General features: G+C 62.6%; 21 protein-coding genes. 6 read left to right on the top strand and 15 right to left on the bottom strand.

Annotation, left to right across the window (positions count from 1 at the left end):
• The first annotated feature begins 22 nt into the window (after positions 1-22).
• Positions 23-451: a nuclear transport factor 2 family protein gene (locus ACP7B3_RS01500; RefSeq protein ID WP_119740554.1), complete on the top strand. Its 429-nt coding sequence runs from the start codon at positions 23-25 to the stop codon at positions 449-451.
• A 107-nt stretch (positions 452-558) separates the two neighbouring features.
• Here the strand turns inward: ACP7B3_RS01500 and msrA are convergent, their stop codons facing one another.
• The 3 genes from msrA to msrB form a co-directional block, all read right to left on the bottom strand.
• Positions 559-1,254, bottom strand: a complete 696-nt coding sequence (gene msrA / locus ACP7B3_RS01495) for a peptide-methionine (S)-S-oxide reductase MsrA (RefSeq protein WP_426177414.1) — start codon at positions 1,252-1,254, stop codon at positions 559-561.
• Between the two features lie 85 nt (positions 1,255-1,339).
• Positions 1,340-3,100 carry a cytochrome c biogenesis protein DipZ gene (locus ACP7B3_RS01490; protein ID WP_426177412.1) on the bottom strand — a complete coding sequence of 587 codons (1,761 nt, stop codon included), beginning with the start codon at positions 3,098-3,100 and terminating at the stop codon, positions 1,340-1,342.
• A 35-nt stretch (positions 3,101-3,135) separates the two neighbouring features.
• A complete protein-coding gene (gene msrB / locus ACP7B3_RS01485) occupies positions 3,136-3,636 on the bottom strand; it encodes a peptide-methionine (R)-S-oxide reductase MsrB (RefSeq protein WP_119740560.1) in 501 nt (166 codons plus the stop codon).
• 327 nt (positions 3,637-3,963) lie between these two features.
• Between msrB and ACP7B3_RS01480 the strand changes: the two genes are divergently transcribed.
• Entirely contained in the window at positions 3,964-4,674 is a 711-nt protein-coding gene (locus ACP7B3_RS01480) for a response regulator transcription factor (RefSeq protein ID WP_426177410.1), read from the top strand.
• A complete protein-coding gene (locus ACP7B3_RS01475; RefSeq protein WP_426177408.1) occupies positions 4,671-6,137 on the top strand; it encodes a sensor histidine kinase in 1,467 nt (488 codons plus the stop codon). The genes ACP7B3_RS01480 and ACP7B3_RS01475 overlap by 4 nt, the downstream gene beginning before the upstream one ends.
• On the opposite strand, the gene ACP7B3_RS01470 is transcribed toward ACP7B3_RS01475, so the two are convergent.
• Together ACP7B3_RS01470 and ACP7B3_RS01465 are read right to left on the bottom strand one after the other, a co-directional pair.
• Positions 6,100-7,041, bottom strand: coding sequence for an alpha/beta fold hydrolase (locus ACP7B3_RS01470; protein WP_426177406.1), 942 nt, complete (start codon positions 7,039-7,041; stop codon positions 6,100-6,102). The two genes, ACP7B3_RS01475 and ACP7B3_RS01470, sit on opposite strands and share 38 nt — an antisense overlap.
• Positions 7,022-7,981 carry a cupin domain-containing protein gene (locus ACP7B3_RS01465; protein WP_426177404.1) on the bottom strand — a complete coding sequence of 320 codons (960 nt, stop codon included), beginning with the start codon at positions 7,979-7,981 and terminating at the stop codon, positions 7,022-7,024. Before ACP7B3_RS01465 ends, ACP7B3_RS01470 begins: the two co-directional genes overlap by 20 nt.
• A 102-nt stretch (positions 7,982-8,083) precedes the next feature.
• Here ACP7B3_RS01465 and ACP7B3_RS01460 point away from each other — a divergent pair, with 102 nt between their 5' ends.
• The gene (locus tag ACP7B3_RS01460; RefSeq protein ID WP_426177402.1) at positions 8,084-8,611 is read left to right on the top strand and encodes an SDR family NAD(P)-dependent oxidoreductase; all 528 of its coding nucleotides are present in this window, start codon (positions 8,084-8,086) and stop codon (positions 8,609-8,611) included.
• Between the two features lie 18 nt (positions 8,612-8,629).
• On the opposite strand, the gene ACP7B3_RS01455 is transcribed toward ACP7B3_RS01460, so the two are convergent.
• Positions 8,630-10,894, bottom strand: a complete 2,265-nt coding sequence (locus ACP7B3_RS01455) for an ATP-dependent DNA helicase (RefSeq protein WP_426177400.1) — start codon at positions 10,892-10,894, stop codon at positions 8,630-8,632.
• Positions 10,891-12,537 carry a VRR-NUC domain-containing protein gene (locus tag ACP7B3_RS01450; RefSeq protein ID WP_426177398.1) on the bottom strand — a complete coding sequence of 549 codons (1,647 nt, stop codon included), beginning with the start codon at positions 12,535-12,537 and terminating at the stop codon, positions 10,891-10,893. The genes ACP7B3_RS01455 and ACP7B3_RS01450 overlap by 4 nt, the downstream gene beginning before the upstream one ends.
• Positions 12,538-12,725: 188 nt before the next feature.
• On the opposite strand from ACP7B3_RS01450, the gene ACP7B3_RS01445 reads away from it, so the two are divergent.
• Positions 12,726-12,950, top strand: a complete 225-nt coding sequence (locus ACP7B3_RS01445) for a YgdI/YgdR family lipoprotein (protein ID WP_145160571.1) — start codon at positions 12,726-12,728, stop codon at positions 12,948-12,950.
• A gap of 40 nt (positions 12,951-12,990) precedes the next feature.
• Here ACP7B3_RS01445 and ACP7B3_RS01440 read toward each other — a convergent pair whose 3' ends face one another.
• The gene (locus ACP7B3_RS01440; RefSeq protein WP_426177396.1) at positions 12,991-13,155 is read right to left on the bottom strand and encodes a hypothetical protein; all 165 of its coding nucleotides are present in this window, start codon (positions 13,153-13,155) and stop codon (positions 12,991-12,993) included.
• 190 nt (positions 13,156-13,345) lie between these two features.
• Here ACP7B3_RS01440 and ACP7B3_RS01435 point away from each other — a divergent pair, with 190 nt between their 5' ends.
• A complete protein-coding gene (locus tag ACP7B3_RS01435) occupies positions 13,346-13,615 on the top strand; it encodes a hypothetical protein (protein ID WP_426177394.1) in 270 nt (89 codons plus the stop codon).
• A gap of 16 nt (positions 13,616-13,631) precedes the next feature.
• Here ACP7B3_RS01435 and ACP7B3_RS01430 read toward each other — a convergent pair whose 3' ends face one another.
• From ACP7B3_RS01430 to ACP7B3_RS01400, 7 genes are all read right to left on the bottom strand, one after another.
• Positions 13,632-15,062 (bottom strand): polyurethane esterase, encoded by a 1,431-nt coding sequence (locus tag ACP7B3_RS01430; RefSeq protein ID WP_426177392.1) that lies wholly within the window; start codon positions 15,060-15,062, stop codon positions 13,632-13,634.
• Between the two features lie 127 nt (positions 15,063-15,189).
• On the bottom strand, positions 15,190-18,297 hold the full coding sequence (locus tag ACP7B3_RS01425; RefSeq protein ID WP_426177390.1) for an autotransporter domain-containing protein: 3,108 nt from the start codon (positions 18,295-18,297) through the stop codon (positions 15,190-15,192).
• A gap of 115 nt (positions 18,298-18,412) precedes the next feature.
• Positions 18,413-21,370, bottom strand: a complete 2,958-nt coding sequence (locus tag ACP7B3_RS01420) for an autotransporter domain-containing protein (protein WP_426177388.1) — start codon at positions 21,368-21,370, stop codon at positions 18,413-18,415.
• 30 nt (positions 21,371-21,400) lie between these two features.
• Positions 21,401-22,735 carry a TolC family outer membrane protein gene (locus ACP7B3_RS01415; protein ID WP_145160562.1) on the bottom strand — a complete coding sequence of 445 codons (1,335 nt, stop codon included), beginning with the start codon at positions 22,733-22,735 and terminating at the stop codon, positions 21,401-21,403.
• Between the two features lie 2 nt (positions 22,736-22,737).
• Complete coding sequence (locus ACP7B3_RS01410; RefSeq protein WP_106578107.1) at positions 22,738-24,039, bottom strand: HlyD family type I secretion periplasmic adaptor subunit; 1,302 nt, start codon at positions 24,037-24,039, stop codon at positions 22,738-22,740.
• Positions 24,036-25,790, bottom strand: coding sequence for a type I secretion system permease/ATPase (locus ACP7B3_RS01405; protein ID WP_426177385.1), 1,755 nt, complete (start codon positions 25,788-25,790; stop codon positions 24,036-24,038). The genes ACP7B3_RS01410 and ACP7B3_RS01405 overlap by 4 nt, the downstream gene beginning before the upstream one ends.
• Positions 25,791-25,892: 102 nt before the next feature.
• On the bottom strand, positions 25,893-26,261 hold the full coding sequence (locus tag ACP7B3_RS01400; RefSeq protein WP_106578105.1) for a protease inhibitor Inh/omp19 family protein: 369 nt from the start codon (positions 26,259-26,261) through the stop codon (positions 25,893-25,895).
• Positions 26,262-26,295: the final 34 nt, after the last annotated feature.

Genomic DNA, 26,295 nt, shown 5'->3' with positions numbered 1-26,295 from the left:
ATCCCAAGAACAGGTACCGCGCATGTCCGAACTGACACTGACCCCCGCCGCCGCCCAGACGTTGCAACGCTGGCACGCGATGCTGGCCGGGCGCGATCTGCAATCGCTGCCCGAGCTGCTGGCGCCTGATGCCGTCTTCCGCTCCCCGATGGCCCACACGCCCTACCCTGGCGCGCCCGTGGTGTCGATGATTCTGAACACCGTGATCACGGTGTTTGAAGACTTTAAATACCACCGTGAACTGGCCACGGCCGACGGGCTCAGTGTGGTGCTGGAGTTCAGCGCGCGGGTGGGCGACAAGCAACTCAAGGGAATTGACCTGATTCGTTTTAATGAGTTGGGGCAAATCGTTGAGTTTGAAGTGATGGTGCGGCCGCTGAGCGGGTTGCAGGCGTTGGGTGAAGAAATGGGGCGGCGGTTGGCGCCTTATCTGGCAAAAACCAAAGGTTAAAACTGTGGGAGCGGGCTTGCCCGCGATAGCGGTGGTTCAGTTGCATGGGTGGTGACTGAGCGGACGCCATCGCGGGCAAGCCCGCTCCCACATGGGTTTTGTGTTGGTTATTGGTTTTTTACCAGTACGGGTTCTGCGCGGTATTGGTCCGGGAACAGCTTTTTCAGCTGCGCCACTTTCGGCAGGTCGTTGATCACGATGTAGGGGTAGGACGGGTTCTCGGTGAGGAAGTCCTGATGATAGGACTCGGCCGGGTAAAACGCCTTGCCCATCTCCACTTTGGTCACGATCGGCTTGTCGAAGGCCTTGGCGGTGTCGAGCTGTGCGATGTAGGCCAGGGCGACTTTTTGCTGCTCGGCATTCTGCGCGAAAATCTCCGAGCGGTACTGGGTGCCACTGTCCGGGCCCTGGCGGTTGAGTTCGGTGGGGTTGTGGGCCACCGAGAAGTAGATCTGCAGCAGCTTGCCGTAGCTGACCTTGCTCGGATCGTAGGTCACCGACACCGACTCGGCGTGGCCGGTGTCGCCCTCGCTGACCGACTCGTATTGCGCCGTGTTGGCGGCGCCGCCGTCATAGCCGGACACGGCATTTTTCACGCCTTGTACATGCTGGAACACGCCTTGCACGCCCCAGAAGCAGCCACCGGCGAACACCGCGGTTTGCAGGTTGCCAGACTCGGCGGGCAGGTCGAGCGTGGGCGGCGCGATCATCACCGCGTCATCGGCGGCGCCGAAAGAAAAGGCCGAGCTTTGGCCGACGAAGGTGGCGAAGGCCAGTGCGGGTAAAATGTTGAGAAGCCTCATAAAACTCACTCCAGAGCGCGGTCGAGTGTGGGAGCTGGCTTGCCTGCTCCCACATTGATTGGGTTTTCACTTGAAGATTGATGGGTCAGCCGAAGGTGAAGGCATATGCCGCCACGTGCGGGTCGAGAAATTCGATGCTGAAGGTGCGGTCCTGAACGGCGCCGGGCTGGCGTACTAGCTGATAAAGGCGTTGCTCGGTCACCGTGCCGCTGCCATCGGGCGCCACATCCGTGCCGTGGGCATCGCCCGGCGCTTGGCCGTCAATCCTCACCTTGAAACGCACCGGTTTGCCATCGGCACCCGGGCCCAAAACCAGGTGCAGGTCACGGGCATGGAAGCGGTAGACGATGCGCCCGCCAGCCTGGTCAAGGGTGGCTTGCTGGCCGCCGACATTCCATGGGCCTTCCAGGGTCCAGTTGTTCAGCGCCAGGGTGCCGGCTGCCGGGTAATTCACCACGGTGTCGGTGCCCAGGGTGCCAGTGGTGACGAAGTTTTGCGCACGCTGGAAGCCCAGGTAGGTTTCCGGCGATTGCACCTCGTTCATATCCGGCGCTTGCTGCACGCCCTTGGCGTCGGCTTCGATCAAGCCACCGGCGACGTGGGTTGCGCCGGCCTCACGCAGCAGTTGCTGAATGACGCGTTCGGACTCGGCGTAATCGCCTTCACCAAAGTGGTGATAGCGAATCTGGCCCTTGGCATCGGCAAAATAGTGCGCCGGCCAGTACTGGTTGTTGAAGGCGCGCCAGATTTTATAGTTGTTGTCGATCGCCACCGGGTAGGTGATGCCCAGATCCTTCATGGCCTTGGTGACGTTGCTCACGTCGCGCTCAAAGGCGAATTCCGGGGCGTGTACGCCAATCACCACCAGGCCCTGGTCGTGGTATTTCGCGGCCCAGGCTTTGATGTAGGGCAAGCTGCGCAGGCAATTGATGCAGGAGTAGGTCCAGAAGTCCACCAGCACCACCTTGCCTTTGAGCGCTTCGGCGCTCAGTGGCGGGCTGTTGAGCCATTGCACCGCGCCGTCCAGCGCCGGCAACGCGCCTTCGATGGGCAGCGAATCGCTGTGGTTGGCCGCCGCCATCATGGCTCCGCCAGCCATCATCGCGCCGCTCTTCTGTTCGGGCTTGGCGCTGAGCGTGTCCACCAGGCGTTGTTCCAGGCCGCCGGTGGAGGCTGTCGACAAACGCGACAGCACGCCGGTGTCCAGGCCCAGCGCGATGGCGGCCACGCCGGCCAACATCAGCGCGCCCAGACCGCGGCGCAACCATTCGCCGGCGCCGAGCGACTTTTTCATCAGGCCAAAGACTTTACCGCCGACCAGCAGCGCCAGCGCCAGTGACGTCGCAGCACCGGCGGCGTAGGCCAGCAACAGCAAGGTCGTGCCGATGCTGGCGCCCTGCAGCGCCGCGCCGGTCAGTACCAACCCGAGGATGGGCCCGGCGCAGGGTGCCCAGAGCAAACCGGTGGCCACGCCGATCAGGAACGAGGCGCCCGGACGCGGTTTGGCGTCGGCCCCAGCGGCTTCGGACAGGCGACTGCCGGCGGCTACCAGTGGCCGCGTCAGGCGTTCCGACAGTTGCGGCAGCAACAGCGTGAGTCCGAACAGGGCAACGCACAGCAACGCGAGCCAGCGCCCGTATTGATTGACTTGCACCACCCAGCCGCCGCCCACTGCCGCCAGCGAGGCCACCAGGGCGAACGTCACCGCCATCCCCGCTAACAGCGGCAAGCCACTGCGCATAAACGGCTGCCCGGTGCGAGCGAAGACAAAAGGCAGAACAGGCAGGATGCACGGACTGACAATGGTCAGCACGCCGCCCAGATACGCGAGAACCAGAAGCCACATGGGTTCGTCCCTTATAAGTATTGATAAGCATCGGCTTAAGCCGCCGTGAACGTCATGGCCGCGCCATTCATGCAATAGCGCAGGCCGGTGGGCGCAGGGCCATCGTCGAAGACGTGCCCTTGGTGGCCACCACAGCGGCGGCAGTGAATTTCCTTGCGCACCACGCCGAAGGAGGTGTCGACGTGGCTGGCGACCGCGTTGTCCAGTGGCTGCCAGAAGCTTGGCCAGCCGGTGTGGCTGTCGAATTTGGTGGCCGAGGAGAACAGCGGCAGCGCGCAGCCGGCGCAGGCGAAAGTGCCCGTGCGGTGCTCGTCGTTGAGTGGGCTGGTGTAAGGCCGTTCGGTGCCCTCCTCGCGCAGAATGTCGAATTGCTCGGCGCTGAGCAGGCTGCGCCACTGAGCCTCGGTGTGGTTGACCTCGAAGGTTTCGGCGGCTTCGGCGTCGGTGACCAGGTTGAGCTGTTTGAGCAGGCCGCCGGCCAGGACGGCGACACCCAGGCCGCCGGTGGCGAGGAGTATTTGTCGGCGTGAATACATGGGATTTTCCTCATTGATGGCTGGCGCTGATCGTGTGGCTGCAGGGTTGGTGTGGCGAGCGGGCTTGCCCCGCGTTGGCGTGCGTAGCGCTCCCGGTTTTTTTGGGGCCGCTGCGCAGGCCGACGCGGGGCAAGCCCGCTCGCCACGGGGATCTGGCTCGCCATAAAAGCCTGTCTTGTCGTAACCGGCGCCTTTGCATTGAGGTGATCCTGGGCCATGGGCGGTCGCGAAATCCTCACGCAGAGTTAAACAATTCGTGATAACTACACTGTTGCAAAACCCGCACAATGCGCGGACTACAAGTGAAGGTTTCTAAAGGTTTCCAGCATGGATCAGCCCAAACGTGTCCTGGTGGTCGAGGACGACGCCCATATCGCCAACTTGATCTGCCTGCACCTGCGCGACGAGCAGTTTGAGGTGGTGCACAGCGCCGATGGCAACGAAGGTTTGCGCCTGCTCGAACAGGGCGGCTGGGATGCGTTGATCCTCGACTTGATGCTGCCCGGCGTCGACGGCCTGGAAATCTGCCGGCGTGCCCGCGCCATGACGCGCTACACCCCGATCATCATCACCAGCGCGCGCTCCAGCGAGTTGCACCGCATCCTTGGGCTGGAGCTGGGCGCCGACGACTACCTGGCCAAGCCGTTTTCGATGCCCGAGCTGGTCGCACGGGTCAAGGCACTACTGCGCCGCGTGGATGCAATGGCGCGCAACTTGAAGATGGACGCCGGCAGCCTTGACCTCGGCCAGCTGTTCATCAACCCGCTGACCCGCGATGCGACCCTGCAAGGCCAGCGCCTGGACCTCACGCCGCGCGAGTTCGACCTGCTGTATTTCTTCGCCCGCCAGCCGGGCAAGGTGTTTTCGCGCATGGACCTGCTCAACGCGGTGTGGGGCTACAGCCACGAAGGCTATGAACACACCGTGAACACGCACATCAACCGCCTGCGCGCCAAAGTCGAAACCGACCCGGCCAACCCGGTGCTCATCCTCACGGTGTGGGGCCGGGGCTACAAGTTTGCCGAGAGTGCGTCATGAAACTGACCCTGACCCAGCGCCTGTCGGTGGTGTTCGCCGTGCTGCTGGTGATTTGCAGCGGCACCTCGGCATGGCTGCAGGTGCGCTCCAACCGCATGCATGAACTGGAAGTGGTGCAAGGCCTGTCGCGCGACCTGGCGGCGCATATTGCCCGCGACACTCAACTGATGGACGCCGACGGCCTCAAGCCCGAGGCGGTGCGCAACCTGTTCAGCCAGTTGATGCTGGTCAACCCGAGTGTCGAGGTGTACTTGCTCGATAATGACGGGCGTGTGGTCGGGAATGCCGCGCCCAGCGGGCATTTGCTGCGCGACAAGGTCGACCTCGCACCGGTGCGCCGATTCCTCAGCGGCGCGATGCTGCCGATCCTCGGCGATGACCCGCGCAGTGTCGATGGGCGCAAGGTATTCAGCGCGGCGCCGCTCAAGGCCAGCGGCCAGCAAACCGGCTTTCTGTACGTGGTGCTGTTGGGCGAGGCCCATGATGTGTACGACGCCAAAGACGCGACCGGCATGGCGCTGAAGATTGCCTTGTGGTCCATCGGCCTGGTCGCCCTGCTCTGCCTGTTGGCCGGCTTGATCGCCTTTGCCTGGATCACCCGACCGCTGCGCCAACTCACCGACAAGGTGGGCCGGTTCGACATCAACGGCGCCCCTAAACCTGCGCAAATCAACACCCCCGAACTCGACAGCGGCGATGAAATCGCAGTACTCGACCATGCCTTCGTGCAAATGGAAAACCGCCTGGGCGAACAATGGCGCGCCATCACCCATCAGGACCAGGAACGCCGCGAAATGGTCGCGAACATCTCCCATGACCTGCGCACGCCGTTGGCGTCGCTGCACGGCTACCTGGAAACCCTGTCCCTCAAGGACGCCAGCCTCAGCCCCGACGAGCGCCGCCGTTACCTGGGCATCGCCCTCGACCAAAGCCGCAAGGTGGGCGGGTTGGCCCAGTCACTGCTGGAGCTGGTGCGCCTGGAACATGGTTTTGTGCAGCCGGTGATCGAAGGCTTTTCCCTGCCGGACCTGGTGCAAGACATCTTCCAGAAATTCGCACTCACCGCCGAAGCCCGCTCCATTACCCTCACCGCCACGCTGCCGCCACAGGTGCCAACGGTGCTGGCCGACCTGGGCCTGATCGAACGTGTGCTGACCAACCTGCTGGACAACGCCTTGCGGCACACCCCGGTAAACGGTGAAGTCGAAGTGATCCTGGCACCCGAGGCTACTTGTGTGGCGGTGACCGTCAGCGACAGCGGCCCGGGCATCGACGCGCAGCTGCGCGAAGGCTTGTTCCTGCGCGCGTTCACCATCGGCGGCGCACGCCGCGATGGCGGCCTGGGCCTGCGCATCGTGCACCGCATCCTGCAATTGCACGGGCGCAGCATCCAACTGGTGGAGCGCCCAGGCCATGGGGCGACCTTCAGGTTCTCGCTAGAAACGCGAGCATCAGCGCGTTGACCCGCTCGGCCTGTTCGTTCTGGATCCAGTGACCGCAGTTGGCCAACACCTGCTGGTGCAGGTTGGGCACTGCGTCGGGCATGCGCTTGAGGGTGTGGGCTTCAAACACGCCGACCGGATCACGGTCGCCAATCAGGAATAATGTGGGTTGCAGCACGGGCTGGCCGGCGAGGAACTCGGTGCGCTGCCAGTTGCGCTCAAAGTTGCGATACCAGTTCAGCGGGCCACGAAAACCGCGCTTGCGGAAGGTTTGCACGTAAACGTCCAAGTCCGCTTGGGTACACCACGTCGGCAATGCGCCGGGGGCCGAGACGCCGTCGAACAGGGTGGCGTTGGCTGGCTTTTTCTGCAGGAACACGTCCTGATCCTGCATGAACAGCCGCAACGTGCGCTCGATGTCGGCATCCAGTTCCCGCTCGGCTACGCCCGGTGCCTGGAAATACAGGATGTAGTTGAAGCGCTCGGCGTACAGCTCGCGCATGATCTCGATCACCGGGCGCCGCGCACGTCCTGCAAACGGCACGGACATCGTGATCAAGCGGGCGACCCGCGCAGGCTCCAGTAACGCCAGATGCCAGGCCACCACGGCGCCCCAGTCGTGGCCGACCATCACCACCTGTTGATGGCCGAAATGGTCCATGGCCTGCTGAATATCGGCGCACAAGGTCAGTAACTCGTAATCGGCGACCTCGGCAGGCGAACTCGATTCGCCGTAGCCGCGCATGTCGGGCGCGAACACCCGATACCCGGCGCCGGCCAGCGCGCGAATCTGCTCGCGCCAGGAGTGCCAGCACTCCGGAAACCCGTGCAGCAGCCAGATCGGCTGGCCGTGCACGGGCCCGGCGATGTGGACGCTCAACTCAATACCGTTGACCTGAACCTTGTCATGCTGGATATCGCTCATCACTGGCTTCCTTGTGATCGATGGTGTGAAGGTTATGGAGGGAGCGCTCGCGGTATTCGCGTGGGGTGCACTTCATCTGACGCTTGAATACGCTGCTGAAGGCGCTGTCCGACTGGTACCCCAACGCCTGGCCGATGCTGGACACACTGCTGCCGGAGGTGTTCAAGGCCTTTATCGCCAAGTGCATGCGCCAGCGGGTCAGGTACTCCTGAGGGGCCATCCCGACCTGCTGCTTGAAGCGCAACGCAAACGTCGAACGGGACTGACTGGCGATGCGGGCCATGTCGCTCAAGGTCCAACGCCGCGCCGGTTCGGCGTGCACTTGCGCAAGTACCGGTGCCAGCCGAGGATCGGTCAATGCCGCCAACCAGCCTTGAGTGCTGGCACCCAGGGAAGATTGATAGAGCCGCAGGATTTGCACCAGCATCATTTGCGCCAAATGCTCGGTCATCAATGCCGCGCCGAGTCTTGGGCCGGCATATTCCAGGGCCAGCCGCTCCAGGCACCAGCGCAATACGCCGGCCTGTTCGGACCTGGCGCTGATACGCACCACTGGCGGCAACCCATCGAGCAACAAACGCGCATCATCGCCGTAGGTGAACAGCCCACCAATCAGAAACAAATCCTGCGCGTCGCCCACGCGGGCGATGCCGCCCACCGCCTCGCGGTAAACGTCGCGCGCGTCAACGCCCTCCCGTGCAAGGTTGCTGGACAATCTCCACGGACGGTTGTGTGTCAGTAAAAAACAATCGCCCTCGCTCAAAGCGATGGGCACCGGCTCGCCCTCCACTTCCAGCCAACAGTTGCCCGCCACCACGGCATTGAACTTGATGCCCTGCGGCGCCGGAAAATTCACCGCCCACGTGCCGCCGGCCCTTAAGCCCGCGAACAACGTGCGGTGGCTTTTCAAGCGGGCCAATACCTCGGAGAGAGTATCCATAATAAAAATCTCCGGACGATCGCGATAGAAACACAGACTTTAGGGCATTCCGCGTCCGACCGCCGAAGAAGAACATAGCCCTACCCCAAATGGAGAACGGCTATGACGCACAAACAAGCCCCCCTCAACAGTGGTTTTGGTGCCAGTACCACCGCGCTGCAAGCGTTGGCCGCTAAAAACTTGCGCGGTATGACCGCCATCGTCACCGGCGGTTACTCCGGAATTGGTCTGGAAACCACTCGCGCACTTGCAAGTGCCGGAGCACGGGTGATCGTCACTGCGCGTGACGCGCAAAAGGCGCAGCGCAATCTGCACGGCATACAAGGCGTTGAATCGGTGCACCCCGGCGAAATCCTTACTGACCTGGTTCGGCATCTGGACAACAAGGACTTGGCGTTCGTCGGCGCGCTGGATGAACACGGCACTGCGCGCGCGGCCAGCCATTACAAAAGCCCCGCACAAGGCGCCGCGACGCTGGTGTGGTGTGGCGTCAGCCCGCAACTTGAAGAAATGGGCGGCCTGTATTGCGAGGACTGTGAAGTCGCCACACCCACCAAAGATCACACCCAGCGCAGCGGCATTCACGCCTGGGCATCGATCCGCAGCAAGCCGAAAAACGCTGGGCGCTGAGTGAACAACTGAGCGGCATCACGCTTGAGTGACGGGCGCCCACCAGCGCGGCAATAATTGGCGAACCCGCGCTTCGCCAAAGCGGTCGTCAATCAACATCACCACGCCCTCATCCTGCTGGCTGCGAATCACGCGCCCCGCCGCCTGCACCACTTTCTGAATGCCGGGGTACAGGTAGGTGTAGTCGTAACCGGAGCCGAAAATCGACGCCATGCGCGCTTTCATCTGTTCGTTGATCGGGTTCAGTTGCGGCAAACCCAAGGTGGCGATGAAGGCGCCAATCAAGCGTGCGCCGGGCAAATCAATGCCTTCGCCAAACGCACCGCCCAGCACGGCAAAGCCGATGCCCTGGCTGTGCTGGGTAAACTGGTTGAGAAAACCCTGCCGTTCGGCCTCGGCCATGCCGCGTGACTGCAACCACAGCGCCACCTGCGGGTGACGCTCGGCCATTAACTGCGCCACCTGTTGCAGGTAATCGAAGCTTGAGAAAAACGCCAGGTAGTTGCCGGGCCGTTGCGCGAATTGCCCGGCGATGAGCTCCACGATCGGTGCCAGCGAGGCTTGGCGGTGCACAAACCGCGTGGAAATCGCATCGACGATACGCACCTGCAATTGCTCGGCCTTGAACGGCGATTCCACGTCGATCCACGCAGTATCCGCCGGCAGGCCGAGCAGGTCGGCGTAATAGTGGCGTGGGCTCAGGGTCGCGGAAAACAGCACGCTGCTGCGCGCGGCGGTCAGCCTGGGCCGAATGAATTCGGCCGGCACCACATTGCGCAGGCACAGGGTTGAAGCACTGCGCTTGCCACCGAACTGACGTTTGCTGATATCAAAGATGAAGTGTTCGTTGAACAGTTCGGCGACTTTGGCAAATTGCAGCGCTTCGAAATAAAACGCCTGCAGCTCGCCGCTGAGGGCCTCGGGGTGATCGTTGAAGTAGTCGCCCATGGCGCTGGTGCAGAGGCTCAGGGCCTGCAGCAGTTTTTCGGGTTTGCTGGAGTAGGCCTGGTATGGCGCGAGCTGGTCCTTGTGCAGGGCGTTCCATTCGCGGTTCAGGCGTTGCAAGGGTTTCTTCAGCGGCTCGGGTGCGCTGTCGCGCAGGGTCTTGAGGCTGTATTGGTCAAGGCTGGCGCTGTACATCGAACGCGCACGCTCCACCAGGTTGTGGGCTTCGTCCACCAGCACGGCGGCGCGCCATTGGTTCAACTGGGCCAGGCCGAACAGCATGGCGCCAAAGTCGAAATAGTAGTTGTAGTCAGCCACCACCAGGTCGGTCCAGCGCGCCATTTCCTGGCTCAGGTAATACGGGCAAACATCATGGGCCAGCGCCACGTCGCGCAGGTTGCGCTGGTCCAGCAGGCGCACCCTGGACGCGGCCGTGCGCGCGGCCGGCAGGCGATCGTAAAAGCCTTTGGCCAAGGGGCAGGAATCGCCATGGCAGGCTTTGTCCAGGTGTTCGCAGGCCTTGTCCCGCGCCACCAGTTCGAGCACGCGTAGCGGCAAATCGGGGCTGCTGTCGTAGAGGACTTGGGCGGCGTCCAGGGCCAGCTTGCGGCCCGGCGTCTTGGCGGTGAGGAAGAACACCTTGTCCAGATGCTGTGGCGCCAGGGCCTTGAGCAGCGGAAAGATCGTGCCGACGGTTTTGCCGATGCCAGTGGGCGCTTGCGCCATCAGGCAACGGCCGGTACTCACGGCTTTGTAGACCGATTCTGCCAGGGCGCGCTGGCCGGGGCGAAAGTCAGCGTGGGGGAACGCCAGGCGCTGGGCGGCGCTGTTGCGCGCGTCGCGGTGCTGCATTTCCTGTTGGGCCCAGCCCAGGAACAACGCGCACTGCTGGTTGAAGAACAGTTCAAGGTCGGCCGCTGCAAAGCGCTGGTTGAGCAGGGTTTCGCCCTCGCCGACGATGTCGAAGTACACCAGTGCCAGGTCGATTTCACCAAGGCCAAGCTTCTGGCACATCAACCAGCCGTATACCTTGACCTGCGCCCAATGCAATTGACGGTGGTTGGCGGGCTGGGCGTCGAGGTCGCCGCGATAGGTTTTCACTTCTTCCAGGCGATTGCTGTCCGGGTCGTAGCCGTCCGCCCTGCCCCGTACTTTGAGCTGTTGGTATTCGCCTTCCAGCGCGACTTCGTTCTGGTAGTGCGCGCTGCGCCGCGACGCCACGGTGCGGTGGCCGACGATACCTTCCTGGGCGCTGGGCGACGGCGTGAAGCGCAGGTCGAGGTCGCCGACCTTGGCCGTGAATTCACACAGCGCGCGCACCGCGACGCTGTAGCTCAAGCCGACTGCGCCCAGCGCACATAGCAGACAGTCACCGGCATCTGATACTCGCCACAGAACTCCAGCCAGCGCAGCTGGTTATCCTGCAGCCGGTCGCCGGGGCCCTTGACCTCGATCATGCGGTAAGTCTTCTGGGCGGGCCAGAACTGGATCAGGTCCGGCATGCCGGCGCGGTTGGCGCGGATGTCCAGCAGCAAGCGTTCAAACCAGTAGCGCAGGTGTTCGGCGGGCAAGCAGTCCAGTGCTTGCTGCAGCAGGTCTTCGCTGAGCAGGTTCCAGAACACGAATGGCGACTGGATGCCCCATTTGTCGACGTAACGCTGGCGGATGGTGGCCTTGTAACGCTCATCGCCAAGCTGCTCGAAACACGCCGCAAACAACGGCGCGCGGCGCTGATGGAAATCTTCACTGTGCAAGTCCACCGGCCCGCGCTGGAACGGGTGGAAAAACGAGCCGGGTAATGGTGCAAAAATCGCCTCCCAGCACAACAGACCGAACAGGGAGTTGATCAGGCCATTCTCGACGTAATGCACCGGCGCGTCGGGCTCGCTGAGGTGCGCCTGCACGCAGTACTCCACCGACATCAGCGGCTGCGGCACCTCCAACGCCAGGTCCAGACGCGTGACGGGCCGCGGCTTGGCCTTGGGCAGCGCCGGCTCCCCCAGCTTGCGGCGCAGGCGTGGCAGCACGCGCAGCAGGTGTTGCTGTTCGGCGGCGCTTTCCGGAGCCTGTTGCGCGGCGCACGCCAGGGCCATGGCTTGCGGATAGTCCTCCTGGCGCTCCAGCACGCGAATCAGGCGTGACCGGGCGCCGGGATAGGCGCATTGGCGGTAAATGCGTTGCGCCAGGTCGAGTTCGGCGCTGCGTTCGCAGTACTGGCCGATCTGGAACAACAGCTTGGCGCGACGCTTTTCCAGCCACGGGTTATCGGTGCACAGCGTAGCGATTTGCGCGAGTACGCCGTCCAGTGCCTCCCCCGCTTCAAAGGCCTGCTGGCATTGATGCAGAAATAGAAAACCGACGACGTCGTCACGGGTGCGCAGGCCGCGGGACTCGGCGCAGAACTCGACTTTTTCGTAGGTGTAGATGCCAAGGTCGGCCAGCACGAACTCTGACCAGTCCTGGTGCAGATTGCCAAAGAACATCAGACGCAAGCGGTCGCACAGGTCCATCACGGTGAGGCTGTACAGTGCATCGCTCAGGTCCGGGCACCACTGGGCAAAGCTGCGCTGCTGCGTAAAATGCTGCGTCAGTGATGCCAGCCAGTCGGTTTTCTTGGCTTTGGGTTGATCAATCCAGGGTTTGAAGGCAGCGAGGACTTCACTTTTTTGCAGCACGGCGAACAGCTCTTCAACGCACAGCGCGCCTTGATCATCGACCCAACCCTGCTCAATCAACGCCAGGGCGGCCGAGCGTGTGCAACCAATCTCAAGGTAATTGAGCTTGCTTGCGCGAAAATGCATGCCCTTGCGCATGACCATGCGCACCAACAGCGCCTGTGACGCTTGCGGCAACCTGTCAAATTGCTGAATGAAATGCTGTTCGTCCGCATCAAGCAAATCCGCATAGCGCTGCATCAGCCACTGCAGGACTTGGCGGAAGTTATGCAAGTAATACAAGGGATTTTCGAGGGGGTTGGCCATGTCGAGCGCTGATCAAATACTGGTTATGCATACAGAGTGCCGTCGCGAACCCGTTGTTGCAATCGGTAATAGATAAATGGCGCACGCAACTTTTCTAATAAAAAGGATCAGATAGCTCAGTTGATGGCGTAACATTTACGGCCCGCCCCCATAGGCAGCGGGACTTTTCAGGGTTAAAGGTAAGGGTTATGAACATGAAGAATTTGGGTCTGCCGCTGGTTGCACTCACTTTTCTGCTATTGGCCGGTTGCTCAACGCAAACCGTGGTGACATTGCAAAATGGTACGCAGTATTTGACCAAGGACAGTCCTAAAACCAAGACGGCCGACGGCTTCTACGAGTTCACCGACATCGCTGGCAAGCATGTGCGCGTCAAGGCCGATGACGTAGCGACGGTACGCAAGGAAAACTGATAAAAAAAGCCCCGCAGATGCGGGGCTTTTTGTTGCAGGTTCAGTACCGATAGTACGGGTGGTAATACGGGTGATAGTAGGGATGGTAATAGTACGAGTGGTAGTACGGCCGGTAGTAGCATGGGCCCGGATAGGCCGGGTACACCGCACACCCGCCCAATCCCAGCAGTACCAAGGCGCATAGCAGCAATCGAAGTCGGGACATGCTCAGCTCCTCATATGACGCGCGAAACATCTCGCAGGTGCTGATTAAACGCGTGAGGCGCGCGTAATCCGTCGCAAGGCTGCGCCGCTGATCAATGAAGATTTATTTACCGAAGGATTTCCCCCGCCTGGGCGTTTAACCGATAAGCCGCTTTTATTTTCAAACGCGGCACAACGGAGGAACGACGGCCATGGCACTCATGTCCCGCACGGTACGCGCTCTTTTGCTGATTCCCCTGACCCTGGCGGCCTTGGCCTGCGCGCCAGCGTTTGCCGACACCATCATCATTCGCCAGCCACCGCGGGTGATCGTGGTGCAACCACCTCCACCGGTCTATTACGGGCATTGGGGCTATGCGCCACGCCCTTACTACTACCCGCATCACTATTACGGCTATGGCTATGGCTACCCCCACCGGCCCTATTGGGGCGGTGGCTGGCGGGGGCAGCACTGGCGCTGATCGGTTGCGCGAGTAATCAGCCGATCACTACACCATCCGTCCACAGCCCGCCATGCCCCACGCCGACCAGCGTCACCGAGTCGGTCCCAAACGTGAGCACCGTATCGGCGCCGACCACCTTCGCGTGGTCACGCAGGTCGGTGCTCCCTTCCACGTCCTTGAACACCAGTTTGTCGGTGGGCTGGTAGCCAATCACGCGGTCATTGCCAAAGTGGCCGCTGAACAAAAAGGTGTTGTGCCCGCTGTCGTCACGGATCGTGTCATTGCCTTTGCCACCCTCGATAAAGTCCGCCCCCTTGCCGCCCTGGATCAGGTCGTTGCCGTCGCTGCCGATGATGAACGTGTTGCCCTTGTGCGGCTCGGCATTGCGGTTGAGGTCCTGCACCCAGGTATTGGCCCGCGCCGGGTCGGACAGGTTGGCAACAATCACCGTGGAGTCACGGGTCATCTGCTCGTAGAAGCCGGACTCGAGGATGCGCGTCATGCCATCGCCGTACGCCGTCGGCAAATGCGAGACCCAGGTGGGCAGGTTGACGATGGAAAACGGCATCACATTCCACAGCGTCGAGGCGTAGTGGTCGTTGAAGCTGACGATGTTATCGGTGGTGGACTCGTGGGGTTTGTCGTGCACGCCCAGCGACGACAGGTTAAACGACGAGCCGTCCAGCGCACGGAACACCGGGTCGTTTTCGTAACCAATATTGAGCACCTTGTCGCCGGCACTCTGGGTCGGCGAGGCATAGGCGACATAGTTGGCGTCCTTGTAGAACCCCGCCCATTTGTTGTTGCTCAAGTCCGCCATGCTGTTGACCGCCAGCCCGCCCAGGCTGTGGCCGCTGACCACCACGTCCTTGCCGGTCAGGCCATGGGCACCGGCGTAGTCGGCAACATTCTTGAGCAAGCCGCCGAAGGCTTCGCCGGCGTAGTTTTTCGCGTAATCCTTGGGCCCCAGGGCCGCGAGCAGATCGCTGATCAAGTCGCCGATCGAGTCGCTGATCAAGGTTTCCCGTGGCCCCGAGGTGCCACGAAAACCGATGCCGATTTCGAGCAGTTTGCCGGCGTCGTCGTATTTGCCGAGTACCTCGACTTGGGCCGTGGTGTAGCCGGCTTTTTCCCCAAAGAAGGTGCCACGCGCATCGACCTTGCCGGCGTAGCCCAGGGCACTGGCGCTGATCGGTGTCCAACCGGCTTTCTGCACCGCCTCCAGGGCGGCTTTTTCCGAATCCGGGTTCCACGGGATGCCAGGGATCACGCCCTGGGAATCCGTGCTGCCGAGCAGCGCACCGACCAGCGTGGCCGGTAAACCCAAGCCTAACCCGTTGTGCTGGTAGCCCACGGCAAAGCCGTTATCCAGGTTGTGATAGGAATACAACGTGATCGCCATGGCATCGGCGAACAACGTTTTGGAACCCTCGGTGCCAAGGTTTTTATAGTCAAAGATACCCATGGTAGTGCCTCTCTGTTGTTGGATTTGTAGAGAAAGCGAAAACACTTTTCAGCGGTGGGCCAGGTGTCAGGTGGGAGCTGGCGTGCTCCCACCTGACCCTGGCCCGCATGCAAAGGTGATGAAAGCTTTAGAACGCCCAGTCGAGGCTCAACCCCACCCCGTGCACTTTGTCCTTGCTGGCCAGCAGGCCGTTGTAGTCAACGTTCACCCGCGCCTCTTTGCTCAAGGCCAGGCTCACCCGCGCGCCCACCAGCGCGGCATCGCGCACCATCGGCGCGCTTTCCACCGCGAACGACGGGCTGCCCGACGCGAACGCCAGGTGCTGCTCGGAATCAGTGCTGCTCAGGTTGTGCTGCCAGCCCAGGGTGCCGGACACCTCAAGTTGCTGGTGATCGTTCACATTGAAGGTCTTCAATGCACGCATGCCCAGGGTGCTCAACACCACATCGCGGCGGTCGTCGTGGCCTTTGAGCGCGGCGGCATCGCCTTTTTCGGTAAAGCCATCGGTGTCCAGGTGCACGTAAGCCAGGTTGGCGAACGGCTCCAGGGCCAGCGGTTGCAGATTGACGCGGTAAGCCGCTTCGCCAAACACCTGCGTGCTGCTCGCGTCCACTTTGACTTTCTGCTTGCCGGCCACATCGCCGTACTGCAGGTCGCGCTTCACATCGGCGCGATGCCAGCTGTAGGTCGCTCCCCCGCTCAGGCGCAAGGCACCGATCTCATGCCCGGCATAGGCGCCAAAGTGGTAGCTGTCGACCGAGGCACGTGAGTGGGTGTCGTTGCCCATGTTCAACGAGGTGTCGCTGTAACCGGCGACCAAACCGATACGGGTCGCCTCGTCCAACGCACCGTCAACGCCCACAAGCATGCCGCCCAGCGAAGTGGTGTAGCCCGCCGTGTCGCTGCGGCTGTCGGTTTTGCCCCAGGCGCCCAGGGCCTTGACCCACACGTTGCCACGGCTGTCGAGGGTTTCGCTGGTGGCGCCCATCTCGCCATTGCGCAGGCGCTCGCCCACCGCTTCACGCACGTAGCGGCTGTCGTTGACCAGCGCGCTCTGCAACGCCGGGTAGATTTCGCCGGACAGTTGCTGGAACGCGCCTTGCGCCGAGGCCGCGGTCGGCGCCAGCAACAGGCTTTCATACACCGCGTTGCCGGCGCCCAACTGGTCTGCCGCCGCGGCGACAGCACGCTGGTTGGGCGTAACGGCCACACTGGCGAAGCTGTTGGTACGCGCTACATCCAACTGCACACCGTTGGCGGCATAGTTCAACGTGCCACCGATAAACAGGTAGTTGGGCATTACCGCACCGAAGCTACCGGTAACCCCACCCGCGGCTTGCAGGATGGTGTACTGGCGACCGATCAGGCTCTGGGCCTGCGCGTTTGTCAGCAGTGTCGGGCTGTTTTCCAGGGCCAGGGTCACGGTGCCGCCATTGAGCGTGGCCGTGCCACCGGCGACGATGCGATCGCTGCTGGTCGGCGACAACTCGACCGCGTAGGTCGAGCCCGCGTCGAAGGTGACATTGCCGGCCACATTCAAGGTGCCGATGGAATTACCCGGCGCCACGGTGCCGCCGCTTTTGGCAGACAGCGAGCCGATATGCCCCGAGCCACCGACCACGCCGCTCTGGCTGACGGTGACGTCGGAGGTGACCGAGCCATTGATCGCCAGCAAGCCCTGATTGACCAGGGTCGGGCCGCTGTAGGTGTTGTTGCCGGTCAGCACCAGCGCGCCGATGCCCTGCTTGGTCAGGCCGCCGTGACCGGAGATGTTGTTGCTCCACACGTCCAGCCCGCAGTGCACGTCCGTGCACAGGCGCTGGGTCGGTTTGCCGGCATCCACCACGGCGCCGATCCCTGGCAAATCCGCCACGAACTGCCCGCTGCCGTACGCGCCGTCGATGCGAAACTCGGCCGGGATATCTTCGCCGGTGATGAACATCCCCGGGCCGTTGACCGCCTTGCCCAGGTTGATCATGCCCCAGCCGTACAGCGCGTCGATGCCCGGCGCGCCGAGGTCGGTGGCGGTGGTTTTCAGCACGGTGGAGACCTGATCGCCGCTCATGTACGGGAAGCGTTCCATCAACACCGCCGCAGCGCCGGCCACGTGGGGCGCGGCCATGGAAGTGCCATTTTTATTGGCCCAGTCGGTGGTGAGGTTTGAAAGGTCGGTGCCGTTGATGATCGAGCTGAAGATCTTGGTGCCCGGCGCCGACACGCAAAAGCTTGCCGCATACCCGCAGCGCGACGAGAACGTACTGATCACATAAGGATCAGCGCTGGCGGTGTCCGGGTTTTGCTGCAAGGCCGCCACCGACAGCCAGTTTGGCGCAATGTCCGGCACGAAGTAGGCCAGGCCCGACATCGCATCCGGGTTGTTGCGGTTGTAGTCGTTACCGGCGGCAAAGATGGTCAGCACGCCGCTGCGGGCCGCGTCGATTGCGCCTTGATAAGCTCCGCCGGCAAGCGTGCCGAGGATCGGCCGGATAACGTTGAACTGCGCCTGCGCTTCATTGACCGTGAAGTTGGGGAATGCCGGATCGCGGCCGCCCTTGGCGTACTGGTCACCGATGCCGATGCCCCAGCTGTTGTTGATGATGCGCGCGCCATTGGCGACCAGCCCATCCCAACCGGCCTTGTACACCGCGCCGTCGTTGCCGAGGATGATCCCGTCTTCCGGGCCCGGGTCGCCGTTTTCGGCGCTGAGGATTTGCGCATTGAACGCCACGCCATGCATCGGCCCACCATCGCGGTTACCCGCAGCAATGCCACCGACGTGGGTGCCGTGGTTGCCCAGCTTGCCGTTGGAGTCCTTGGAGGGCGTGCCGTCATAACGGAACGCATCGCCCGCCTTCACCGGAATGTAGGGGTCGGTGTATTGGCGAATGCCTTCGGTGACAATGGTCACCACCTTGCCGGGGCTGTCGAATTCCGGGTGCTGCGCGTACACCGGCTGGTCGAAGATCCCCAGTTTGACGCCTTTGCCGGTGTAGCCCGCGGCGTAGGCAGCATCTGCATGCACCGCGCCCAGGCCCCAGTCGGCCTTGAATTCATTGCTGCGCCAACTGGCCGCGTCGCCCAGCTTGCCCGCTTCCACATAGGGTGCGGCCTGGGCGGTTCCCAGGCTTGCCAGGCAGCACAGCAACGCGCCGTATGGCACGCAGCTCAAGGCCTTGAGCGGGTAGCCCGGGCCGGTGTGAGTGGCGGTGATTAACCCTGACTTGCGTTTGTTCACGGTGACCTTCCTTAGTTTTCTTATTGCCGGTATGTGAATCACTTTTCTTCAGCGCCGCCTATCTAATGCGGGCGCTGGCTTGCCAGCTCCCACCGTTTTTGACCTGCGGTGTTCTCTAGAACTGCCAGTTGAGGCTCAGCCCCACGCCCTGGGTTTTCTCGCGGCCACCCAACTGGCCGTTGTAATCCAGGTTGACCCGTGTGGTCGGGCTCAACGCCAGGCTGGCCTGCACGCCCACCAGCGCCGCGTCACGTAGCAACGGCGAACTGCGCACGGCAAATGACGGCCCGCCGGCAACAAACGCCAAGTGTTCTTCGGATTCCACCGCCGTGAGGCTGTGCTGCCAGCCCAGCGAACCGGACAGTTCCAGCTGCTGATGGTCATTCAATGGCAAGGTTTTCAACGCGCGCAGGCCCAGGGTGCTGAGCACCGCATCACGCCGATCACTGCCACGCTCCAGGGCCGCGGCGTCGCCTTTTTCGTGGAATGAGTCACTGTCCAGGTGCACGTACGCCAGGTTGGCGAACGGCTCCAGCGCCAGCGGTTGCAGGTGAATGCGGTACGCCGCCTCGGTAAACAGCTGCGCCGTGCGCGCATCCAGCTTGGTCTTTTGCTTGCCGCTGACGTCGCCGTATTGCAGGTCGCGTTTCACATCACCGCGATGCCAGCTGTAGGCACCGCCGACGCTCACGCGCCAGTCACCCAGTTCACGCCCGGCATACGCACCGAAGTGGTAACTGTCGATGGACGCCGATGAGTGCGTGCCACTGCCCAGGCTCAAGGCGCTGTCGCTGTAGCCTGCGACCACACCCACGCGGGTCTGCTCGTCCAACGCACCGTCCACACCGGCCAGCAAGCCACCGATCGAGGTGGTCGAGCCCGCGGTTTCGCTGCGGCTGTCAGCCTTGCCCCAGGCGCCGAGCGCCTTGAGCCACAGGTTACTTTCGCCGTTCACCGGTACATGGCGCAGCCGCTCACCCACAGCATCACGCAGTTGCAGGCTGTCGTTGATCAGCATCGCGCCAATCGCTGGGTAGACCTCGCCGGACAGTTGCTGCAAGCCTTGCCGAGCGGTTGCAACGGAATCGGACTGCAACAGGCTTTCATACACCGGGTTGCCCGCGCCCAGTTGCTCGGCAGCGGCGGCGACAGCGCGCTGGTTACGGTTGACGGCGACGCTGGCAAAGGTCGCTCCGTTGCGCCCCACGTCCAGTTGCACGCCGTTGGCCGCGTAGTCGAGGGTGCCGCCAAGGAACAGGTAGTTGGGCAGCACTTGACCAAACTGCCCCTGGATGCCGCCCGCTGCCTGCAGGATGGTGTATTGGCGGCCGATCAGGCTTTGCACCTGGCTCTGGCTCAGCAACGTCGGGCTGTTTTCCAGCGCCAGGGTGACGGTGCCGCCGCCCAGTACGGCGTTGCCACCGGCGACAATGCGGTCGCTGGTGGTCGGGGTCAGTTCCACGGCATAGGTGGAACCCGCCCCCAGGTTCACATCGCCCGCCACCTGCAAGGTGCCGACCGAATTGCCCGGTGCCACGGTACCGCCGCTGTTCACCGCCAACGCGCCGATGCGCCCGGAGCCGCCGAGGGTGCCGCTGTCGTTCACGGTCACGGCCGAGGTCAGCGAGCCGTTTACCGCCAGCAGGCCGCCATTGACGCTGGTCGCGCCGCGGTAGGTGCTGTCGCCGCTGAGCAGCAAACTGCCGGCGCCGGATTTGATCAGGCTGCCTTCATACACGCGGTTCGCGGCGGCTTGATCACGGGCGGTGCCGACCGCGTAGTCGGTCTGGTCCTGCTGGCTGGCAGTTGCGCCCACACCGTTTTGCCAGCCCTTGTCGATCAGGGTTTGCTGCCAGGCTGCGTGCTCGGCGCGGTCTTCGGCCTGGCGCTGGAGCAACGCCTGGTCGGTGATGCCGTTGCTCCACACATCGCCCTGCCCGGCCGCCAGGTTGACGTTCATCGAACCGAGCAATTGCCCCGGCCCGTGCATCGCCCGGCCCAGGTCCGGCACGCCCCAGCCTACGGTGGTATTGGGGGCCTGGGTAATCGAGCCGTCGAGTTGCGTGGCGGTGGTCAACAGCACCTGCAACGCCTGCTCGTTGTTCAAGTACGGGTAGCGTTCCATCACCAGCGCCAAGGCGCCGGTGGCGTGCGGCGCCGACATCGACGTGCCGGACTTCACCCCATAACCGCCGCCGGGAACGGTGCTGTTGATCAGCGCGCCCGGGGTGGAAATGCACCAGTACTTGGCGATGCCGCACTTGTTGTATTTCTGGTTATTCGCCTTGTCCAGGCCCGACACCGCCAGCCAGTGGCCTTCCAGTTCCGGCTGGAAGTACGGCAGCGCCGAACGCACGCTGGCATTCGCGTAACCACTGTTGCCGGCGCTGAACACATTGATCACGCCGGCCTTGGCCACATCCGCTGCCGCATCCAGCCAGGTGCCCTGGTTGTAATGCTGGGCGTAGGCGGCGTGCAGGCCGTCGAGGGTCTGGTAGCTGACGTCCGGCGGCTGGCTGCCCCAGCTGTTATTGATGGCGCGCACGCCGGAATCCACCAACGCGGTGTACACCGCCTTGAAGTATTTGGGGTCAGGGGTGGGGCCAAACAGGAAGCTGTCGTTGGCGTTGGTGTTGCCCACATAGACTTGCGCGTTGTACGCCACGCCATGCATGCCCACGCCATCACGCGCCGCGCCCATGGTGCCGGTGACGTGGGTGCCGTGGGAGTCGTTGTTGGGGTTGAGCGCGCCGGTGGTGCTGAACGCGCTGCCATTGACGTATGTGCCGGTGGCCGTGACCGGGTGGAAGCGGTCTTTGGAGGCTTCCGGGTGATCGGTATCGAACCCGGAGTCCAGCGCGCCGATTTTTACCCCGCTGCCGCTGATCCCGGCGGCGTAGGCCTCATTCGCCTTCATACGGTCCAGGCCCCAGTCACTCTGGAACTCGGCCGAACGCCAGCTGGCGGGGTTACCCGGTAAACCGGTCTCGGTGTATTGCGCCTGTGCCGCAACGGACAACAAGAGCAAGGAACCTGCGGTAAAGGGTTTGAAGCGTGATGAATCGGTGATCATCTAAACCATCCTTATTGTTTTTATAACTGCTCATTTCACCGGGCCGAACGCCTCATCGACTTTCGCCAGGTCGGTATCGCGCAAGTTGCCCGCGTAGTAGTGCAATTTGGTCCAGGCCATCAAATAGTCGTAACGCGCCTGGGCCAGGTCGCGACGGGTGCTGTACAGCTGCTGCTCGGCGTTCAACGCGTCGAGGTTGACCCGCTCGCCGCCGAGGATGCTCTGCTTGGTCGACACCACCAGCGCCTCGGCCGAGGTCAGGGCCTTTTGATACGCGCGCAATTTGCTTACCCCGGACAGGCACGCGCTGAACTGGCGGCGCAGCTCTATCAGGGTTTCGCGCGTCTTGCCTTCCAGCTCGTACTCGGCCTGCTCCATGCCGCGACTGGCTTGGCGGGTGGCGGCCGAAATACCGCCACCGGCGTACAGCGGCACGCTGACTTCAATGCCGATGGTGTTGGTGTCGTAGCGCTGGTTGTAGGTGTTGCCGCTGTCGGACTCCTGTTTGCGCGAGCTGGCATACGCGGTGATCTTGGGCAGGTGCCCGGCGCGGTTGCGCTCCACTTCATAGCGCGCCACTTCCACGGCCTGGCGCTGGGAAGCGAGGGTCGGGTTATTGGTGATCGCCAGTTCATGCCAGGTGTCGTAGTTGGCCGGCGTCAGGGTGAAGGCGGCAAAACTTTGGTTCAGCGGCGCCAAATCCTGGATGTTGACGCTCTGCACACCGATCAACGCGCCCAACTCCCTCAGCGACGCGTCCTGCTCATCCAGCGCCTGGATCTCTTCGGCAGTGGCCAGTTCATAACGCGATTCGGCTTCGAGGATGTCGGTACGCGTGCCTTCGCCCTGCTGGAACAGGTGCTGGTTTTGCTGGAACTGCTGCTCGAAGGCCTTCTTTTTGGCGCGGGCGATGTCGATCTGGTCCTGGGCAAACAAGGCCTGGGTGTAATAGCTCAGCACCCGCACCAGCAGCGCCTGGCTCTTGTCGCGAAAGCTTTCATCGGCGAACAACGACTGGGCCACGCCCTTGCGGTAGTTGGCATAGGCTTCGTAGTCGAACAAAGGCTGTTGCAGGCTGAAGGTCGAGCCATAACTGTTGTAGTTGCGGTCGTCGCGGTAGTTACCGCCGCGCCCGTCCGGCAGGTGCGCCTCAGAGTTGTTGCGGCCCTTGTTGTAGTTGTACGACAGCTTCGGCAGCAGCCCGGCGCGGCCGATGGTGCGGTTTTCCAGGCCGGCGTCGCGCTCCTTGATCGCGCCGAGAAACACCGGATCGTTGCGCAAGGCTTGCTCATACACATCAAACGGGCCCATGGCAGCCTGGGCAGAGCCACACATCAACAGCAGTGAAATGAACACAGGTTTCATGCTCATTCCTCGGTCAACGCGGAGCCGGCGCGATCCAGCAGCGGCTTGAACAGGTAATTGAGCAACGAGCGCTCGCCGGTGCGCACGAACATCTCGGCAGGCATGCCCGGCTTGATCACCAGGCCATGGAGTTTTTCCAGTGCGGCCTCGCTCACCGTGGTGCGCAGCACGTAGTACGGCTGGCCGGTTTTTTCATCAAGCATCTGGTCGGCGGAAATCAGGCTGACTTCGCCCGGCACGCGCGGGGTGCGGCTCTGGTTGAAGGCGGTGAACAGGATATCCACCGGCAAGTGCGTGCCGACCTTGTCCACCAGGTTCACCGGCAAACGCCCTTCGACTTCCAGGCGTGTGCCCTGGGGCACGATTTCCAGCAGGGTTTCACCGGCACGCACCACGGCGCCTTCGGTGTGCACGCTGAGGTTGACCGCAATGCCATCGGCCGGAGCGTTGATTTCACTGTGCTGCAGGTCGAAGCCGGCCGAGGTGAGCTGCTGCTCCAGGGTCAGGCTGCGCAGTTGGGCGTCGGCCAGTTGGCTGCGCACTTCCTTTTGATATTCCTCGCTGTGCTGTTGCAACTTGAGCCGTGATTCAAGAATGCCCTGCTCCACGCGGCCGCTTTCGCCGGCGTTCTGCGCCAGGTCCTGTTGTACCTGGGACAGTTGGCGCTGGTAATCGAGCAAGCGATTGCGCGGGATATAGCCGTTGTCGGCCAAGGGTTGCAGGTTGGCCAGTTGGTCGCGCAGGGATTGGGCCTGGGCGGACAAGTCGCTGCGGGCACGGCGCATGCCATTGAGTTGCGAAGTGGCACCGTCGATATTCGCGCGAATCCCGGCTTGCTCACGGGAAAACGCCTCGCGGCGGCTGCTGAACAGTTGGCGTTGGCCTTCCAGCACCAGGGCCAGCGCCGGATCGGGGTTGGCGCTCAACTCGGCCGGAAAGGTGATGCTGGAGCGGTTATCGCGCTCGCTCTGCCAGCGCGCCACGCTGGCCCAGGCCATGCGGTACTGGGCTTGCAGGGATTGCACGTCGGCCTGGTTCTGGGTCTGGTCGAGGCGAAACAGCGGCTGGCCCTGTTTGACCACCTCGCCCTCCTTCACCAGAATCCGGCTGACCACGCCGGGGCTGAAGGTTTGCACGGCTTTGCGCTTGCCCGACACCACCACCGTGCCTTGCACCGGGATGCCTTGGTCCAGAGGCGCCAGGCTGGCCCAGAGAAAGAAGCCGCCGGCGCCGACGATGGTCAGCAGCCAACCCATTTTTACGAAAAAACCGGCATCACGTTGCTCAAATGTAAGGCTGCTCATGCGCCTGGATTCCTTCCGGCTTGGTACTGACGGCTGAGGCTCACGCCGGCCTTTTCTCGTGGTGCTTCCTGCTGCTGGCCCGACAAGGCGCGCAGCACTTCCTGGCTGGGGCCGAAGGCCTGCAAACGGCCTTCGTTGAGCACCAGCAACTTATCGGCCTGGGCCAACGCCGAGGACCGGTGCGTCACCAGCACCACGCTGCTGCCCTGGGCTTTCATCTGCACGATGGCACTGGCCAGCGCGGCTTCGCCGACGGTGTCGAGGTTGGAGTTGGGTTCATCCAGCACGATCAAGCGCGGCCCGCCGTAGAGCGCGCGGGCCAGGGCCACGCGTTGTTTCTGGCCACCGGACAGGCCGCCGCCGTTGTCGCCCAGCACCGTGTCGTAACCCTGTGGCAGGCGCAGGATCAGCTCATGCACACCGGCTTGTTGCGCGGCCTGCACCACCCGTTCCGGGTCGGCGTCGCGAAACCGTGCAATGTTGTCGGCGATGCTGCCGCTGAACAGTTCGATGTCCTGGGGCAAGTAACCGATATGGGGGCCGAGGTCGTCGCGGTCCCAACGATGAATATCGGCGCCGTCCAGGCGCACCGTGCCGGCCAGGGTTGGCCACACCCCCACCAGCACGCGGGCCAGGGTGGATTTGCCCGAACCCGACGCGCCGAGCACGCCAAGCACTTCGCCCGCACCGAGGTTGAAGCTGACCTGATGCAGGGTCGGCACGCGCCGCCCGGGCGGGCCCGCGCTGACTTGTTCGAAACTGACCTGGCCGTTGGGCGCCGGCAGCGCCATGTGTTCGACTTCCGGCGGAAATTCGCGCAGCAATTCGTCAAGCCGCTGGTAAGCCAACTTGGCCGAACTCCACTGCTTCCACACCGCAATCAGTTGGTCGATGGGGCTGAGCACGCGGCCCATGAGGATGGAACCGGCGATCATCATCCCGGCCGTCATGTCGCCCTTGATCACCAGAAAGGCGCCCAAGCCCAGCACCAGTGATTGCAGGCACAGACGAAAGGACTTGCTCAGCGAGGTGATCACCGAGCCGGTGTCGCTGGCCTTGTTCTGATAGCCAAGAAATTGCGAATGCACCGCGAACCAGCGCTTGCGCAACGCGCCGAGCATGCCCATGGCCTGGATCGTCTCGGCGTTGTGCAAGTGGCTGGTGGCCAACTGGGTCGATTGCTGGGAAAACGCGCCCGCCTCGCCCAGCGGTTTTTTGGTCAGGTATTCATTCAGGCACGCCAGCGCGATCAGCAGTACCGCGCCCGCCGTTGCCAGCACGCCAAGCCACACGTTGAAGAGGAAAATCACGAACAGGTAGATGGGAAACCACGGTGCATCAAAGAACGCGAACAGCGCAGGCCCCGTGATGAATTGGCGGATCACGGTCAGGTCGCCAAGGGATTGCCCGGCGTGCCCCTGACCGCGCTGCAGGTTGCGTTCAAAGGCGGCTTTGTAGACGCGCAAGTTGAAGCGCCGCTCCAACTGGCTGCCGATCCGGATCACGATAAAACTGCGAACGACTTCCAGCGTGCCGATAAACGCAAAGAAGCCGACGACCATCACCGTCAACATCACCAGGGTGGTTTCATTCTGGGAGGACAACACACGGTCGTACACTTGCAGCATGTAAATCGACGGCACCAGCATCAACAGGTTAATCAATGCGGTAAAACAGCCGATGCTGATCAAAATACTCTTGTATTCACCCAACGCCCTGAATAAGGGCGCAACCGCATGGGACTTCGCCATATCTTCTGATCTTCCCTGAAGCGAATTACGCGCACTAGTTGCCCAGGCCCCACAGTAGGGCGGCCAACTATTAAAATCGGGTTATAAGCTTATAACTGTTAATTAAGGTGTTCGTTGCAGGACAACTTCGGGAATTGAAGGCGTCTGCCCTTTATATTCGCCGTCTTTTTCACGGTTCAAATGGATAATGCCGGTGCCCTGGGCGTTCATCAGCCAGATGCCGTCCGGGGTCGGCAACCAGGTCAGCGGCTTATCGCCCAGCCATTGCGCGGCGCACGCCACATCACCGGCCAGCGCGTTAGGCTGGTCCAACAGGTCCAACGCGCAGACTTGATCCTGCTGGTGCAACTGCCAGTGGCCGGCCAACTGGGCGGTGGTGGGTAAAACAAGACTGCTAGCCATTGCGTGGGCTCCTGCCGACACGAACAACACCTGTGAAGCACAGGCGATCAAATGAGAAAAACGCGGCATGTGCTGCTCCATCATAGAGCGCGGCGCCGGAGCG

It is taken from the genome of Pseudomonas sp. TWRC1-2 (assembly GCF_049896685.1).
GTDB lineage: Bacteria > Pseudomonadota > Gammaproteobacteria > Pseudomonadales > Pseudomonadaceae > Aquipseudomonas.
This window is presented reverse-complemented; position numbering and strand designations above follow the sequence as displayed.

Excerpts from the sequence above, each read along its gene's own strand:
- ACP7B3_RS01415 (WP_145160562.1), bottom strand. The coding sequence starts at position 22,735 with ATGAAACCTGTGTTCATTTCACTGCTGTTGATGTGTGGCTCTGCCCAG.
- ACP7B3_RS01445 (WP_145160571.1), top strand. The coding sequence starts at position 12,726 with ATGAACATGAAGAATTTGGGTCTGCCGCTGGTTGCACTCACTTTTCTG.
- ACP7B3_RS01405 (WP_426177385.1), bottom strand. The coding sequence starts at position 25,790 with ATGGCGAAGTCCCATGCGGTTGCGCCCTTATTCAGGGCGTTGGGTGAA.
- ACP7B3_RS01410 (WP_106578107.1), bottom strand. The coding sequence starts at position 24,039 with ATGAGCAGCCTTACATTTGAGCAACGTGATGCCGGTTTTTTCGTAAAA.
- ACP7B3_RS01470 (WP_426177406.1), bottom strand. The coding sequence starts at position 7,041 with ATGAGCGATATCCAGCATGACAAGGTTCAGGTCAACGGTATTGAGTTG.
- ACP7B3_RS01430 (WP_426177392.1), bottom strand. The coding sequence starts at position 15,062 with ATGGGTATCTTTGACTATAAAAACCTTGGCACCGAGGGTTCCAAAACG.
- ACP7B3_RS01465 (WP_426177404.1), bottom strand. The coding sequence starts at position 7,981 with ATGGATACTCTCTCCGAGGTATTGGCCCGCTTGAAAAGCCACCGCACG.
- ACP7B3_RS01435 (WP_426177394.1), top strand. The coding sequence starts at position 13,346 with ATGGCACTCATGTCCCGCACGGTACGCGCTCTTTTGCTGATTCCCCTG.
- ACP7B3_RS01460 (WP_426177402.1), top strand. The coding sequence starts at position 8,084 with ATGACGCACAAACAAGCCCCCCTCAACAGTGGTTTTGGTGCCAGTACC.
- ACP7B3_RS01420 (WP_426177388.1), bottom strand. The coding sequence starts at position 21,370 with ATGATCACCGATTCATCACGCTTCAAACCCTTTACCGCAGGTTCCTTG.
- ACP7B3_RS01490 (WP_426177412.1), bottom strand. The coding sequence starts at position 3,100 with ATGTGGCTTCTGGTTCTCGCGTATCTGGGCGGCGTGCTGACCATTGTC.
- ACP7B3_RS01400 (WP_106578105.1), bottom strand. The coding sequence starts at position 26,261 with ATGCCGCGTTTTTCTCATTTGATCGCCTGTGCTTCACAGGTGTTGTTC.
- ACP7B3_RS01440 (WP_426177396.1), bottom strand. The coding sequence starts at position 13,155 with ATGTCCCGACTTCGATTGCTGCTATGCGCCTTGGTACTGCTGGGATTG.
- ACP7B3_RS01480 (WP_426177410.1), top strand. The coding sequence starts at position 3,964 with ATGGATCAGCCCAAACGTGTCCTGGTGGTCGAGGACGACGCCCATATC.
- msrB (WP_119740560.1), bottom strand. The coding sequence starts at position 3,636 with ATGTATTCACGCCGACAAATACTCCTCGCCACCGGCGGCCTGGGTGTC.
- msrA (WP_426177414.1), bottom strand. The coding sequence starts at position 1,254 with ATGAGGCTTCTCAACATTTTACCCGCACTGGCCTTCGCCACCTTCGTC.
- ACP7B3_RS01450 (WP_426177398.1), bottom strand. The coding sequence starts at position 12,537 with ATGGCCAACCCCCTCGAAAATCCCTTGTATTACTTGCATAACTTCCGC.
- ACP7B3_RS01475 (WP_426177408.1), top strand. The coding sequence starts at position 4,671 with ATGAAACTGACCCTGACCCAGCGCCTGTCGGTGGTGTTCGCCGTGCTG.
- ACP7B3_RS01500 (WP_119740554.1), top strand. The coding sequence starts at position 23 with ATGTCCGAACTGACACTGACCCCCGCCGCCGCCCAGACGTTGCAACGC.